General features: G+C 64.1%; 14 protein-coding genes. 7 read left to right on the forward strand and 7 right to left on the reverse strand.

The window, feature by feature from the left end; all coding sequences use genetic code 11:
• Window positions 1-2: 2 nt before the first annotated feature.
• The 5 genes from AC6RIC_RS02165 to AC6RIC_RS02185 all read right to left on the reverse strand — a co-directional run bounded on the left by AC6RIC_RS02165 (window position 3) and on the right by AC6RIC_RS02185 (window position 4,741).
• A complete protein-coding gene (locus tag AC6RIC_RS02165) occupies window positions 3-845 on the reverse strand; it encodes a transporter substrate-binding domain-containing protein (protein ID WP_499734913.1) in 843 nt (280 codons plus the stop codon).
• Window positions 846-1,084: 239 nt separating this feature from the next.
• Window positions 1,085-1,408, reverse strand: a complete 324-nt coding sequence (locus AC6RIC_RS02170) for a DUF4387 domain-containing protein (RefSeq protein WP_499734914.1) — start codon at window positions 1,406-1,408, stop codon at window positions 1,085-1,087.
• A gap of 1 nt (window position 1,409) precedes the next feature.
• Window positions 1,410-2,753, reverse strand: coding sequence for an acyclic terpene utilization AtuA family protein (locus AC6RIC_RS02175; protein WP_499734915.1), 1,344 nt, complete (start codon window positions 2,751-2,753; stop codon window positions 1,410-1,412).
• A 117-nt stretch (window positions 2,754-2,870) separates the two neighbouring features.
• A complete protein-coding gene (locus tag AC6RIC_RS02180) occupies window positions 2,871-3,794 on the reverse strand; it encodes a LysR substrate-binding domain-containing protein (RefSeq protein ID WP_499734916.1) in 924 nt (307 codons plus the stop codon).
• Window positions 3,791-4,741, reverse strand: a complete 951-nt coding sequence (locus tag AC6RIC_RS02185; protein ID WP_499734917.1) for a LysR substrate-binding domain-containing protein — start codon at window positions 4,739-4,741, stop codon at window positions 3,791-3,793. Before AC6RIC_RS02185 ends, AC6RIC_RS02180 begins: the two co-directional genes overlap by 4 nt.
• Window positions 4,742-4,875: 134 nt before the next feature.
• On the opposite strand from AC6RIC_RS02185, the gene AC6RIC_RS02190 reads away from it, so the two are divergent.
• From AC6RIC_RS02190 to AC6RIC_RS02220, 7 genes are read left to right on the forward strand one after another with little or no spacing between them, the layout of a single operon-like run.
• Window positions 4,876-5,766, forward strand: coding sequence for a transporter substrate-binding domain-containing protein (locus tag AC6RIC_RS02190; protein WP_499734918.1), 891 nt, complete (start codon window positions 4,876-4,878; stop codon window positions 5,764-5,766).
• 44 nt (window positions 5,767-5,810) lie between these two features.
• Complete coding sequence (locus AC6RIC_RS02195) at window positions 5,811-7,010, forward strand: alpha-hydroxy acid oxidase (protein WP_499734919.1); 1,200 nt, start codon at window positions 5,811-5,813, stop codon at window positions 7,008-7,010.
• The gene (locus AC6RIC_RS02200) at window positions 7,007-7,723 is read left to right on the forward strand and encodes an amino acid ABC transporter permease (protein WP_499734920.1); all 717 of its coding nucleotides are present in this window, start codon (window positions 7,007-7,009) and stop codon (window positions 7,721-7,723) included. Before AC6RIC_RS02195 ends, AC6RIC_RS02200 begins: the two co-directional genes overlap by 4 nt.
• Window positions 7,720-8,517 (forward strand): ABC transporter permease subunit, encoded by a 798-nt coding sequence (locus tag AC6RIC_RS02205; RefSeq protein WP_499734921.1) that lies wholly within the window; start codon window positions 7,720-7,722, stop codon window positions 8,515-8,517. Before AC6RIC_RS02200 ends, AC6RIC_RS02205 begins: the two co-directional genes overlap by 4 nt.
• Window positions 8,518-8,519: 2 nt before the next feature.
• Window positions 8,520-9,272: an amino acid ABC transporter ATP-binding protein gene (locus tag AC6RIC_RS02210; protein WP_499734922.1), complete on the forward strand. Its 753-nt coding sequence runs from the start codon at window positions 8,520-8,522 to the stop codon at window positions 9,270-9,272.
• A gap of 24 nt (window positions 9,273-9,296) precedes the next feature.
• Window positions 9,297-10,319, forward strand: coding sequence for a C-terminal binding protein (locus AC6RIC_RS02215; protein ID WP_499734923.1), 1,023 nt, complete (start codon window positions 9,297-9,299; stop codon window positions 10,317-10,319).
• A gap of 38 nt (window positions 10,320-10,357) precedes the next feature.
• Window positions 10,358-11,011 (forward strand): RraA family protein, encoded by a 654-nt coding sequence (locus tag AC6RIC_RS02220; protein WP_499734924.1) that lies wholly within the window; start codon window positions 10,358-10,360, stop codon window positions 11,009-11,011.
• Window positions 11,012-11,413: 402 nt separating this feature from the next.
• Here AC6RIC_RS02220 and AC6RIC_RS02225 read toward each other — a convergent pair whose 3' ends face one another.
• Both AC6RIC_RS02225 and AC6RIC_RS02230 read right to left on the reverse strand, forming a co-directional pair.
• On the reverse strand, window positions 11,414-12,628 hold the full coding sequence (locus AC6RIC_RS02225; RefSeq protein WP_499734925.1) for an IS91 family transposase: 1,215 nt from the start codon (window positions 12,626-12,628) through the stop codon (window positions 11,414-11,416).
• Window positions 12,629-12,643: 15 nt separating this feature from the next.
• Window positions 12,644-13,507, reverse strand: a complete 864-nt coding sequence (locus AC6RIC_RS02230) for a tyrosine-type recombinase/integrase (protein ID WP_293807798.1) — start codon at window positions 13,505-13,507, stop codon at window positions 12,644-12,646.
• Window positions 13,508-13,851: the final 344 nt, after the last annotated feature.

Genomic DNA, 13,851 nt, shown 5'->3' on the forward strand with positions numbered 1-13,851 from the left:
CGTCAATTGACCTTGCGGATGTCGCCGTCGGCGAGATTCCAGCGCTTGAGAACCTCGTCATAGGCACCACCTGCCATTGCGGCCTTGACTGCTGCGGCCACCGCATCTTGCGTGGCGCGGTCCCCCTTGCGGATGACGATGCCGTTGCGGTTGCGCTCCGTATTCGGCCCCTTGCCGCTGAGCACCGGGCTCGCCTCGACGAAATCCTGCGGGCGCTGCTGGATGAGGTAGGCCGCCACCGGCCAGTCGACATAGGCGACATTGACCGAGCGCTTCGCGACCTCGTTGAGCGCCTCGCTCTGGTTGGTGAACACCTTCAGCGTCATCGGCTTGCCGGTTGGGCAGTCTCCCTTGACCCGCTCCAGCGCCGCCATTTGCGTCGAGCCGGCGACGATACTGGCTGCTTGGCCGCAGACGTCGCTCTCCGTCTGGAACTTCAGGCCGCTGTCCTTCTGGGTGACGAGGCGCAGCCCGCCGACGAAAACGGGCACGAAGTCGAACATCTCCTTGCGCGGCTCGGTAATGCCGATCTGGGAAGCGATGACGTCGAATTTCTTGGCGATGAGCCCAGGAAACAGCCCCTGGAACGTAACATTCACGATCTTGGTCTTGAGGCACATCTTTTCGGCAACCGCCGTGATGAACTCCGGATCGAAGCCGGATGGCTTGTCGTCCTTCATGAAGCCCATCGGAGGCGCCGTCAGCGAAGTACCGACGGTGAGATAGCCCGGCTCGACGAGGTCGGCAGGGGCGGGCAGGCACTGCGCTTGGGCGGGCAGTAACGCAAGGCCAAGCACAGCGCCCGAGGCGGCTGCGATCAGCTTGGTCAGATCGGCGCGAACCATGGAACTTCCCCTCATCTAGTTTGGTCGATTGCTGACAATCGACCAAACTAGAATGCACGGCCCTCCGCTTCTGTCAATCAATAGAGGTTAGGTGGGTGATGGCGCCTACATCGGAGAGCACAGCACCAATCCAACCGGACTACGATGATCGTCACCATCGAGCCCGACAGAATTGTCAACTTCCGCCTTTCGGCGAGGCGCCAAGGTCCGGTAGTGGCGCTTGCTCCCCTTTTCGTAACCTACTTCACCGGAATGACCATGCTCATCAGCGGGACATGCTGCTGACAGCCGTACATGTCCCCATCTCCCGGCGCGCCTTGCGCGCGCGGGCGCTTGATGGTGACCTTGATCGCATTCGCCAGATCGATCTCGAAAAAGGAGGAAATCGCTGAAACCGGAAGTCCGTAGGCGCGCGCAACGGCTTCAGGCGTGATCGCCCCAGAATTCCGGATCAGCTCGTAGTTCGCCTTCTCCCGGCACAGAATGTCGAAGGTAATGCGGTAGGGGCCCGCGTTCTTGCTGCGGACAATATCGGCAATCTCGCGGAGCGGACGGGCATTCATCTCAGAGGTCCTCCAGCGTGACGGGGAATAGCTCGGTCGGCGACGCCGCCTTCATCAGATGGTAGGCGCTGAACTCGTAGACAGGGCCGATATCGAGATCGGATGGCGAATAGGGAAAGGCGAGATTGCCGGAGGGGTTGATAATCCCCTCATAGTGGTGATGCAGCATTGCGCCGCTGATCTGGTGGCAGGCGGCATGCGCGAGTTCTTGTGTCGCGGCGGTGGCCTCGATCACGAGCCCAATCTCGCGCGCTGGAGAGGACTCTCGCTCCAGCTCCTTCATCACCCCATCGCGACCATAGACATGGAACTGGACGGAGATCGGGTCCGGCGCAAAATAATCGAGGGCCTTGGCCTTCAGCTGATCCAGGATCCTGTCTAGCACCGCGATCGTCGTCGGGCATCGGATACCCGCGATCGCGATGGAGCGGTAGCCGGCCAGGCGAGCCCCTTCCAGCTTGACGTAGTAGTCCGTGGTTTCGGTGAGACTGGCACCGGTGACGCGCACCTGCCTGTCGTTGATCTGCGTGAAGGCACAGCCGGACAAATCGATCTCGTGCCCCGGGCCACCCTGCCGGAACGGGTTCTCGCGTTCATACAGCGAATGCGCCGAGACGGATTTGACCGAAGCGCGGCGCTTGATACTGCCCGGTTCCAGGACGAAGCCATCGTCATCGATCGTGCCGAGCATCACGTCCATGGCGAAAGGCTCGGCCGAGAAGGCACCGCATTCGAGGATCTTGCCCATGTGGATGGCAAGCGCCGGGTCGGCCCCCTTCCAGATAGCATAGGCGGCGATCACCGAGTCGTCGCAGGCGCGGCCGGCAATGACGACGTCGGCACCTGCGTCGAGCGCCTCGCAGATCGGCTCGTGCCCCATCTGCGCCACGAGCGTGACGGTCTCGTCGAGGGCCTGCTCCGTCAGCGGAAAGCCGGCCTCGAAATCCAGAACCTCGTTTGCGACGACCGCCCGCTTCGCACGCTCAATCGGGATGTCCGAACGGATCGTCGCCAGCTTGAATGTCAGGCCATTCTCGCGTGCGATCTCGCGAACCAGTGCTGCCGTTCGCTCCACCTGAACGCCGGAGCCGGCGCCGCCGACGCTACCAACGATGACCGGGATGCCAGCCGCCCGTCCGGCCCGGATCAGGGCCGTGAGCTCGCGCTTGATGCTGACATTCGAGACCAGCGGTTTCCCGGAGCCCAGATAATGTGGGCCCGGATCCGTCGAGCCCGCATCGACCGCGATGACGGAGGGCTTCAACGACATGCCTCGTTCAAGCGCTTCATCGCCAAAGCCATAACCGAGCGTTCCAGTCGGAGTCAGGACGGTGATCGGCGGCATTCAGGCTTCTCCTATGCGGAATACGTGTCTCCCGCATAGAGGCGTCGCTTGCTGGCGAGGGTCAAATCGCTTCTGTATCGCCAGCCATAACCAAAAGATATCTCTGGACGCGCCGGCTCATGCCGGCGGATCCCCAATCGCAGCCGCCATGGCCGCAAGCTTATGCGTCAAGCCGGCTCTGACATGCTCGACCAGAGCTTGGGTGCTCCGTCCCGGTTCTCGGAAACTCGGCAAGACGACCCAGATCTCGTAGTCCACGATCGGACGAAACGGGCGAATGACGAGCTCTGCCGGTAAAAACCCTTCCGTGCTCAGCGGATCCACCACCGAGACACCCAAGCCGTTGGACACGAAAGAACAGCAGCTTTCGGTCAACTGCGCCTTGAGGACGATGCTGCGCTCGACACCGGCCGCAGCGAAAGCCTTGTCGACCTGCAATTGTGCCCGATCTTCCTCCACCATTCCGACGAAACGCTCGCCGGCGAGATCGGCCGCGCTGATCACATCCTGTCCGGCTAGTTGGTGCCCCGGCGGAAGAACGCAAACCGCGCGCATCGTGCATAACTTCTCGAAGCGCACGCCCGGCCGGTCCGAGGCGAACATACCGAAGCCGACATCGACGCCCTGAGTGGCAACCCGTTCCACGAGCAGCCAGGAATTGCGACTCGCCATCTCGATACGTAGCCGCGGGCGCGCCGTGAGGAATCCTGCCAGAATCGGTGGTAGGATGCGCGTGGCGAGCGAGGGAAAAGTGACCAGTCTGATCTCTCCGTAGTCGAGCTGACGGATCGCGTTTGCGCGAGACTGGATCGCGTCGATGCCGTCGAAGACGCGCTCGACCTCCTGATAGAGCATCTGCGCCTCGGCTGTTGGAGCGACGCCGTTCCGCTGCCGGACGAAAAGGCCGAAACCGCATCTGCGTTCGAGCAGGAGCACAAGCTTGCTCACAGCGGGCTGAGACAATCCGAGTTTGTCAGCGGCGCGGGTGAAGCTGCCGAGCTCCATGATCGCCTTGAAGGCTTCGATCTGGCGGATGTTCATGTTTGCGGTGCTTCATCTCGCCCGGGGCCCCCGCCCTCCAGGGACCCGCCCGAGATATGGTCAGCGAAGACTTTCAGTTCGGCGAGGGCATGCGCCACGAAGCTCTCGACAAGATTGAAGGACCCTGCCGCCTTGGGCCTGATCAGCCAAATATCGAATTCCACGGTAGGCGAAAACGGCCTGATGATCACGTCGGGATTGGTGTTGTTGTAGGCGCTGATTGGATCGACTACCGCCACTCCCGCGCCGGCTCCTACGAACGAGAACGCAGTTTCGGACTGGCCTGCCTCGATCCGCATGCGCCGCGGGATGCGACGCTCGTCGAAGATGCGGTCGATGATAAAACGCGAATGATCCTGCGGCCCGAGCGAGATGAAATCCTCATTGGCCAGGTCGTGCGCATCGATGGCCGTACGCTCGGCCAGGCGGTGCCAGGCCGGTAGAATGCAGAGCCCGCGAAGGCGGTGCAGATGGGTGCTCTCGACCTCCGGCCGATCACTCGGCAGAAAGCTGAAGCCGATATCGACATGCTGCGCGGCAACCGCGTCGATCAGGCTTCGCGAGCGCATGCTTTCGATTCGGAAGCGCGTATCAGGCCGGTCCTTGCAGAAGCTCCAGAGGATACCTGGCATTACGCGGCGCGCTATGGCTGGAAATGCTGCGACGCTCAGCGCGCCCCAGGACTGATCACGCAGCGCCGTCACGACGCGCGCGATCTGGCCGACGCCGACGAACATGCGCTCGACTTCGGCGAAGAGGGCTTCGGCCTCACGGGTCGGCGCCATCTTACTGCCGCGCCGCTCAAACAGGCGGAAGCCGCAATGGCGTTCGAACTGGGCGAGGAGCTGGCTCACCGCAGGCTGTGAGATGCTGAGCCTCTCGCCGGCCCGGGTCACACTCCCCGCGGCCATAACGGCTCGAAAGGCTTCGATCTGACGGACGTTCATTTGATATAAGATCTGGTTATTTTGTAGAGAGAATTTTCTATTGGAAAATTATCACATGCAAGGGGATCATGCTTTCAAGGACGCATGAGGATGTCCGCGGGACATTCCGGGACAGTCCGGACAAGGGGATCGCAATGTTCATCGAAACCGCCCAGCGGCGCATCTGCGCCCTTTCCTCCGCCGTGTCGATCCTCGCCCGGAGCTCGCGCAATCTGGCAGGCGCCTCGATGATCGGCCTGGGCCTCGCCGCCTCGCTGACCGCCGCGCACGCCGACCAGCTCGATCGTGTCAAGCAGCGCGGCAAGCTCATCGTCGGTATCCGTAACGACTACGTGCCCTTCGGCTATCTGGACCCCAAGGGCCAGAATACCGGCTTCGAGGTGGATCTCGCGCGGGCCGTCGCCAAGGACATGCTGGGTTCGGAGACTGCTATCGAGTTCGTGCCGGTCGTCGCGTCCAACCGCATCGAGTTCCTGAACGCAGGCCGTATCGACGTGATCTTCGCCACGCTGGGCGTCAATGCCGATCGAGGCAAGGTCATCGACTTCACGCAGCACTATTATTCCATGGCGGGCATCGTACTGATGACGCCGAAGGACGCGACCTACAAGAGCTGGGACGATATCCGCGGCAAGAAGATCTGCGGCAGCCAGGGGAACCTCTACAATCGCACGCTGAGCGAAAAGATGGGCGCCGAACTGGTGCTCTTCACCGGCACCGCGGAGATCTTCAGTGCCTTCCAGGGCGGGCGTTGCGATGCCATCGCCTATGACGGCCCGAACCTCAACATGAAGGTCACCGAGGACGGCTGGAAGGACAAGTACAAGATCGCCCTGCAGACCTTCGAATACGTGCCGATCGCCGGCGGTGTGCGCAAGAACGAGCCGGCATTCCTGAAGGCCGTCGATGCCGCCATCGTCAAGGCGGAAGCCAGCGGCCTGATGGTCGAAGGCGAGAAGAAGTACAGCCTCGGTGAGAGCGAATACGTCCAGAAGCGCGCCGCCGACGCGAAGAAAGCCCAGTAAGGCCGGGCCGGATCGAAGCAGAGTCTGGCGGGACGGGCTAAACCATGTATGCGACGAAGGTCGGCCCGGTGCGTGCGCGTCCCGCCATCGACGGCGATGCCGGGCTTGCTGGTCTCGACGCCGGCGTGCGGCGCGTGCTGCCATCGGTGCTCTATCACTATCTCGCCGGCGCCTCGGAAGACGAGGCGACGCATGCCCGCAACCTCCGTGCCTATGGCGAGCTCGCCTTCCTGCCCAAGGTGCTCGTCGATGTCTCCCGGCGGTCGTCGGCGAGAGTGCTTTTCGGCACCGAACATCCTCTGCCATTCGGCATCGCACCGATGGGCTTCAGCCGCCTGATCGCGGCGGATGGCGACCGCGCCCTGGCGCGAGCAGCCGCGCAGGCCGGTATTCCGTTCATCCTCAGCGGCGCCTCACTGACACGGATGGAGGAGGTCCGGGCGGCCGGAGCAACGAGCTGGTTCCAAGCCTATGTGCCGGGCGAGCGAGACAGGATCGCAGCGCTGATCGACCGCGTCGAGGCGGCTGGTTTCGAGACGCTGGTCATCACCGCCGATACCGCCGTGCACCCCAAGCACGAGAGAGCCGCTCGGCACGGGTTCCGTTCGCCAGTGAAGCCGAGTCTCGGCCTCGCTTGGCAGGGATTGTCGCGGCCAGCCTGGCTCCGCACGGTGCTGCTGCGGGACGGAATGGCAGCGACGCGGTTCCGTTTCGAGAACATGGATGCCAGGCAGGGGCCGCCCGTCTTCTCGTCCACGCTGGTCCGCGACATCGGGCGCCGCGATGCGTTGTCCTGGAGCGATGTCGAGGTCGTGCGTCGGCGCTGGAAGGGCCGGCTCGTCGTCAAGGGCATCATGGCCGCGGGCGATGCCGAGATCGCTGCCAAGGCGGGCGTGGACGGCATCATCGTCTCCAACCATGGTGGCCGGCAGATCGACTGCGCCGCGAGCTCGCTCTCGGCTCTGGAGCGCATCGCTCAGCGCGGCCTGTCCCTGACGCTGATGTGCGACGGGGGCATCCGGCGTGGCGGGGACGTCCTGAAAGCCCTCAAGCTCGGCGCCGACTTCGTCTTCGTCGGGCGCCCGATGCTGATGGCGGCCGCGATCGGCGGAGAGCGTGGCGCAAGCGAGGCCATCGCGCTTCTGGCGCAGGAGATCGACATCGCCATGGCTCTGCTCGGCATCGACAACCTGGCCGGTCTCGCCGAGATCGAATTGCTGCGGGACAAGGGAGGTTCGGCATGAGCCTCGACTACAGCTGGCTCAGCGACGGGCTGTATCAGACTTGGCTGCTGCGCGGCCTGGGCACCACGGTGCTGATGAGCCTGATCGGCATCGCGCTGATGCTCGTCATCGGCGTAGCGGGCGCGCTTTGCCTGCATTTCCGCCTACCGGTTCTAGAAACGCTGACGACGGTGCTGGTAGAGCTCTTCCGCAACACCCCGCCACTCGTGCAGCTGTTCTTCCTTTACTTCATGCTGTCCGAGGTGGGGTTGAAACTAACCGATCCGGTGACGGGCCGCAGCGTGCCGCTGTTTTCCGGGTTCACCTGCGTGGTCTTGTCGCTCGGCCTTTATAATGGCGCCATCGCGGTCGAGATCATTCGCTCGGGCCTGCTCGCTGTTCCCTCTCAGACGGTCGAGGGCGCGCGGTCGCTGGGCTACACGCGGTTTCAAGCCTTCCGTTATGTCGAGCTACCGATCGGCTTCCGCCTCTCGATGCCGGCCATGACGAACAATGTCGTCAGCCTGATCAAGACCTCGTCGCAGGCCGCGCTCGTAGCCGTGCCCGACATCATGTACGGCGCCACGCAGATCTCGCTTGAGACCTTCCGGAATCTCGAGGTCATGCTGCTGATCTGGATTCTGTACGTCGCGCTGGCGAGCCTCGCGGTCGTGATCCTGCGCAAGCTCGGCGACGCCTTCCGCATTCCCGGATACGGAGTGCAGGCATCATGAGCAGCGAATGGCGCGCCTTCCTGCTTGGCATTATTGGCGTTCCCGCCGTACTGGTGGCCTTGCTCTTCGGGGTCTATGGCGGCGAGACGCCGGCCATCCTTACGAAGATCTGGCTGCGCATGCCGATGCTGCTGTTCGGTTCGGCCGATTTCAGCAGCTTTACCGGCGGTTTCGCCGCCAACATCATCATCAGCCTTTGGTCAATGTTGATCGGCGTCATCGGTGGGGCCGTACTCGGCCTCGGCCTAATCGCGCGCGGCGCCCATGTGCGCATTCCCTCCGAATTGGTGATGAACGTGCTGCGCAACTCGCCCTGGCTGGTCGTGCTCTACGCGATGCTCTACCTGCTGCCCTTCGAAATGACGGTCTTCGGCGCCAATGTCTTTCTGTCGCCGACGGTGAAGTCGATCGTCGGCCTTGCCTTGCCCGTCACCGCCAATATCGCCGAGGTCTTTCGCGGTGGCGTCGAGGCCGTCGCCAGCGGGCAATGGGAATCGGCGCGCTCCCTCGGCTATCGCCGCCTGCAGATTTTGCGACATATCGTGATGCCGCAGGCGTTACCGCTGATGACGCCTAACCTGATGACGATCTACGCGATGCTGTTCATCGGCACGAGTCTCGTCGTCGTGACCGGCACCGCCGACGTGCTGTCGGTCGCGCGCACCATCATCGGCAGCGACGGCGACCATATCGCAAGTGCGCTCTACATCTTCGTGCTGCTGCTGTTTTTCCTGTTCAGCTTTCCCATTGCCATCCTGACGCGGTCGCTCGAACGGCGCGTGCGAGCGAGGTGACCATGTCGACCGTCCCCTCCCGGCCCTTCATCGAGCTGCACGACGTGCACAAGTCGTTCGGAGCTTTCCCGGTGCTCAAAGGTGTCTCGCTATCCGTGCAGGATGGCGGCGTGGTGTGCATTATCGGCCCGTCGGGCTCCGGAAAGTCCACCATCCTGCGCTGCATCAACGGCCTCACGCCGATCAATGCCGGCAGGATCCGCGTCGGCGACTTCCAGGTGGAGACGCTGAAGAGCGACCGCGACTTCATCCCGCTGCGCCACCAAGTCGCGATGGTGTTCCAGCAGTACAACCTGTTCCCGCATCGCACGGTGCTGCAGAACCTGACGATGGCGCCCATCCAGGTCCTCGGCGAGAAGCCCGCGGAGGTCGCCGAGCGCGCTCGCGCCCTGCTCGCCAAGGTCAGGCTGACCGGCAAGGAAAACGCCTATCCGGGCGAGCTTTCGGGTGGCCAGCAGCAGCGTGTCGCCATTGCGCGGGCGCTTGCCATGCAGCCGCGCGTCATCCTCTTCGACGAGGTTACGGCCGCTCTCGATCCCGAGATGGTCAGCGAGGTCCTGAGCGTCATCCGCGACCTTGCCCGCGAAGGCATGACCTGCGTGCTCGTGACCCACGAGATGCGATTCGCCCAGGAAGTCGCCGACGAGGTCTTCTTCACCGATCGCGGTGTCATCGTCGAACACGCGGCGCCCTCGACCCTCTTCAAGGCCCCTTCCGACCCCCGTCTCAAAGACTTCCTCGACAAGGTTCTTTGATTCCATCGACCAGGACCGACAGCCATGAGTGCCCTCAAGATTTTGGTTCCCGACGCCCATCTGCGCGATCTCGATGTCGAGCGCGGCGTGTCCGGCGACCGGCTCGACTACATCGTCTACGATGAGACCGATCCAGCCGCGATCCCCGATGAGATCTGGCGCAGCTGCGATGCCGTGCTGGTCTGGCATCGCATGAAGATCACCGCCGATGTCGTCGCGAAACTCGATCGCTGCCGGCTGATCGTCCGCGTCGGCGTCGGCTTCGACAATGTCGACGGCGCCGCCTGTCGGGCGCGCGGCATTCCGCTGTCGAACGTCCCCAATTACGGCACGACGGAGGTCGCCGACCATGCGCTCGCCCTGCTTCTCCATCTCGTGCGTGGACTCGGCAGCTACGAGGCGCGCCTGAAGGCTGATCCCGTCGCCGGCTTCGTCGCCGAGGATGTCCCGGTCGTGCGCCGCATCCGCGGCGCGACCTTCGGCGCGATTGGCATGGGGCGGATTGGTACGGCCGTCGCCCGTCGCGCCGCCGCCTTCGACATGAAGGTGATTTATATCGACCCCTACCAACCTGAAGGCCATGATCTCGGGCTCGGGTTGGAGCGTGTCCGCACGCAGGAGGAGCTGCTGCGCCGCTCCGATATAGTCAGCCTCCATGTTCCGCTCTCGGACTCGACCCGCAACCTCATGGGGCCGGCACAGTTCGCGGCCATGAAGCCCGGCAGCATTTTCATCAACATCGCCCGCGGCGGACTGGTCGATGTCGATGCGCTGCACGATGCGCTGAAGAGCGGGCATCTCGCGGCCGCCGGCCTCGACGTCCTGCCCAAGGAACCGCCGATGCCGGCGCCGGCGCTGATCGAGGCCTGGCGAAGCAATGCGCCCTGGCTCGCCGGCCGTTTCATCGTCACGCCGCACGCGGCCTTCTATTCGGAGGCCGGCTACCGCGACATGCGCACGTTTTCGGCCGAGATCTTGCTGGAATTCCTGTTCGAGGGCCGGCTCCGCAACAACGTCAATCCCGGCTGGGACGGCAAAGCCGCCTGATCGGTGACACCGTTCCCTCGCATCAGAAAGAGACGACCATGGCATTCCAGCAAAGCGAAACCGCCTTTCAGCCGCTTAGCGCCGAAGAACTCGCGGCATGGCGGGCGATCCCGCCTGCCGTCGCTTCCGACTGCATGAACCGCACCCAGGTGATGAAGGCGGCGATAAAGCCCATCGCCCCGGACACCGTGCTCTGCGGGCAGGCGCGCACGGTCACCACCATGGTCGGCGATTGCGGCCCGATTTGCTCGTTGATAGCGGCGGCCAAGCCCGGCGAGGTCATCGTCGTCGATGCCGGCGGCGTAGAGGACACCGCGGTCTGGGGCGGTGTCATGACCGAGGAAGCGATTCAAAGGCAGATCGGCGGGGCTGTCATCGATGGCGCCGTGCGCGACGTTGCCGACCTCCGCAAGGCCGGCTTCGCCATGTTCTGTCGGTCTATCGTGCCGCGGGGACCGCACCATGGCTTCGGCGGAACGATCGACGCGACGGTCTCGGTCGCAGGGGTTCCGATCCGATCCGGTGACATCGTTCTCGGCAATGATGACGGCGTCGTCGTCGTACCCCTCGAACGGGCTGCCGAAGTTCTGGCCGCTGCCCAGGCCCATCTCCTGAAGGAGGAAGGCTGGATCAAAACGATCCGTTCCGGCGGCACAATCCCAGAGATGTTCTCGATTCCTGCCGCAAAATAGCTGGATCGAAATCGAACATCCCTTCCCTGAGCAGACGGTCAAAGTCCGCTTTCGGGCGACGTTCCAATGTCTGTAGCTGTGAAGGGTTTCGGATGCCGGCCCGTGCGAGCTGGGATGGTCCGGGTTGAGGGCCGGCGTTCGAAAGCCTCCAGTGGAGGAAGCCGCGGCCCGGGGCCGTGCGCTATGGGGATTTCGCGGCGCGGCCTAGTTGGCGGGCTCGTGCGAGGCGTGGATCGAGGGCGCTATGTTCTGTCCGGGATGCCCGGCAGCCTGAGGTTTGCTGCGCCTGGGACGGATGCGGGCCCGCCGCAATCTCCATTTCCGTCGTCGGGCCGAAGAAGATCGCCCGCTCTCTGGCTGAGACCGGTTGTGGTCCGTCTGGGTGTCGCCCCGGCGCCATCGTCATGATGTGTCGATCCTGACGGCGAAGATGGTGCGCGGCGCTGTGCCCGGCGCGAAGCGCTCGACGAGGATCATGCGGCCACCGCAGCAGGGGCAAGGTGGCCTCCGCTCATCGACTGGATCGGATTGTTCGGCCGAGATCTCTGCTTCACGATCTGCCGTCATGGCGTCCGGTGTTGGCGCCGCGATGATCTGCCTGATGCGGGCGATGGTGCCGGCGCGCCGGCTCGAGGCGAGCAATCCATAATGCCGGATGCGGTGGAATCCGTCGGGCAGGACGTGGAGCAGGAAGCGGCGGATGAACTCGAAGGCCGTCAGCGTCATGGTCTTGCGCCAGGTCTCGCCGGCGGAGCGGGCGCGATAATCCTTCCAGCGGAACGTGACCCCGTGCCGATCCATGGCAATGATGCGGCTGTTGGCGATGGTGACGCGGTGGGTGTAGCGGGCGAGATAGGCCAGCACGGCCTCAGGTCCGCCGAAGGGGCGCTTGGCATAGACGACCCAGTCGGCTCGTCGCAGCGGCGCCAGCACGGTGGCGAAGGCCTCGGCTTCGGCCAGATGGGCGAGATCGCCATGGAAGGCGAGCCGCCCGGAAGCATTGAGAGCGGCGAGCCCTTCGAGGAAGAGCCTGCGGAACAGCCGCGAGAGCACGCGCACGGGCAGGAAGAAGCCAGGCCGGCACGGGATCCAGCGAGCGCTGTCAGGCGACAATCCGCCTCCGGGTGCGATGATGTGGAGATGGGGATGATGGGTCATCGCCGATCCCCAGGTGTGCAGCACCGAGGTGAAGCCGATGCGGGTACCGAGATGCCGGGGATCGCTCGCGATGGTGGCGAGCGTCTCGGCTGCTGCCTTGAACAGAAGGCCGTAGACGGCGGCCTTGTTTTGGAAGGCGATGGCCGCGACCGGTGCCGGCAGGGTGAAGACGAGATGATAGTAGGGCACGGGCAGCAGGTCGGCCTGCCGGTCCGCGAGCCAGTCCTTCGCCGCCGCGCCCTGGCATCGTGGGCAGTGCCGGTTGCGGCAGGAGTTATAGGCGATCGTCGCGTGATCGCAGTCGCCGCAGGCCATGACATGGCCGCCGAGCGCAGCCGTCCGGCAGGCCCGGATTGCACCGATCACCTTGAGCTGGCCACGGCTGAGCCGATGGCGCGCGAGGAAGGCGTCGCCATGTCGGTTCAGGATGTCCGCGACCTCCAGCGAAGGCCGCGCCATGATCGGCGCGGAGCGTTACGGCGGCGGCGGCGGCGCCAGCAGCGCGAGCGGGCTGGTCACCTCGCGCAGCGTCTTCAGCGCGACGCGGGTGTAGACGGCGGTGGTGTCGAGCTTCCTGTGGCCGAGCAGGACCTGGATCACCCGGATATCGGTCTTCCGCTCCAGCAGATGCGTGGCGAAGCTGTGCCGCAGCGTGTGCATGGACACCCGCTTGTCGAGCTTGGCCGCAACGGCTGCGGCATGACAGGCCCGGTTGAGCTGGCGCGTCGTGATCGGCTGGCCCGGCTGCTGGCCGGGGAAGAGCCAGCCACGCGGGCGCTTCACCCGCCACCATTGCCGCAGGAGGTCGAGCAGGTCGGGCGCGAGCATGACATAGCGGTCCTTGCGGCCCTTGCCCTGCTCGACCCGGATCAGCATGCGCGCGCTGTCGACGTCGGCGACCTTGAGGTTGGCGATCTCCGACACGCGCAGGCCGCAGCCATAGGCGATACTCAGCGCGGCCCGGTCCTTCAGGCTCCGCGCATGGGCCAGCAGCAACGCCACCTCTTGCGTGTCCAGCACGACTGGCAACCGCTCCGGCGTCGGGATCCGCGCCATGCGGTCACCGAAGCCGGTCCGGCCCAGCGTGACGTGGAAGAAGAACCGCAGCGCCGTGCATGCCAGGTTCATCCGGGCGTAGCTGGCGCCGAGCGAGGCCAGGTGAAGCTGATAGCGCCGCAGGTCCTCCGGCTCGGCCCGGTCCGGCGGCAAGCCAAGGAAGGCCGTGAACTCACGCACCTGCCGGACATAGTCGCGCTGCGTGTGCTCGCTAAACCGGCGGATGGTCATGTCCTCGATCATCCGCTGGCGTAGCGGACTGACGGTGACGGGATCGATCATGGAAGCCTCCGAGGATCAGGGAAAACGACCCTGAAATCCTCGAATGCAGCGCCTCACAGGCAAAATCTCAGCAATTACCGAGCCGCAGCGCACTGCCGCGAGAGCGGCTTAGTCCAATGGCCCATAGCCGTCATTCGGAGCTTCCGCTTCCCGGCAGTTCAATTCAGCGACTGGCTGTCAACCCGACGATTCCTTCGAACATCGATCTGAGGCGGTTGCGCCAAGGCCAAGAACGCTCGACTAGCGAACGCCGGAGCCTTTATCGTGCCATTGGAAATCAGAGAGAATTATTAGAAAGAGTTCAATGCAATGACGATTCTGACGCTAGAAGCAGACAGGGCCGT

The organism is Allobosea sp. TBD101, from assembly GCF_059817965.1.

Bases quoted from the DNA above. Each gene is read 5' to 3' on its own strand.
- AC6RIC_RS02220 (WP_499734924.1), top strand. From the start codon at position 10,358: ATGGCATTCCAGCAAAGCGAAACCGCCTTTCAGCCGCTTAGCGCCGAA.
- AC6RIC_RS02185 (WP_499734917.1), bottom strand. From the start codon at position 4,741: ATGAACGTCCGTCAGATCGAAGCCTTTCGAGCCGTTATGGCCGCGGGG.
- AC6RIC_RS02205 (WP_499734921.1), top strand. From the start codon at position 7,720: ATGAGCAGCGAATGGCGCGCCTTCCTGCTTGGCATTATTGGCGTTCCC.
- AC6RIC_RS02195 (WP_499734919.1), top strand. From the start codon at position 5,811: ATGTATGCGACGAAGGTCGGCCCGGTGCGTGCGCGTCCCGCCATCGAC.
- AC6RIC_RS02190 (WP_499734918.1), top strand. From the start codon at position 4,876: ATGTTCATCGAAACCGCCCAGCGGCGCATCTGCGCCCTTTCCTCCGCC.
- AC6RIC_RS02180 (WP_499734916.1), bottom strand. From the start codon at position 3,794: ATGAACATCCGCCAGATCGAAGCCTTCAAGGCGATCATGGAGCTCGGC.
- AC6RIC_RS02225 (WP_499734925.1), bottom strand. From the start codon at position 12,628: ATGGCGCGGCCTTCGCTGGAGGTCGCGGACATCCTGAACCGACATGGC.
- AC6RIC_RS02210 (WP_499734922.1), top strand. From the start codon at position 8,520: ATGTCGACCGTCCCCTCCCGGCCCTTCATCGAGCTGCACGACGTGCAC.
- AC6RIC_RS02170 (WP_499734914.1), bottom strand. From the start codon at position 1,408: ATGAATGCCCGTCCGCTCCGCGAGATTGCCGATATTGTCCGCAGCAAG.
- AC6RIC_RS02230 (WP_293807798.1), bottom strand. From the start codon at position 13,507: ATGATCGATCCCGTCACCGTCAGTCCGCTACGCCAGCGGATGATCGAG.
- AC6RIC_RS02215 (WP_499734923.1), top strand. From the start codon at position 9,297: ATGAGTGCCCTCAAGATTTTGGTTCCCGACGCCCATCTGCGCGATCTC.
- AC6RIC_RS02165 (WP_499734913.1), bottom strand. From the start codon at position 845: ATGGTTCGCGCCGATCTGACCAAGCTGATCGCAGCCGCCTCGGGCGCT.
- AC6RIC_RS02175 (WP_499734915.1), bottom strand. From the start codon at position 2,753: ATGCCGCCGATCACCGTCCTGACTCCGACTGGAACGCTCGGTTATGGC.
- AC6RIC_RS02200 (WP_499734920.1), top strand. From the start codon at position 7,007: ATGAGCCTCGACTACAGCTGGCTCAGCGACGGGCTGTATCAGACTTGG.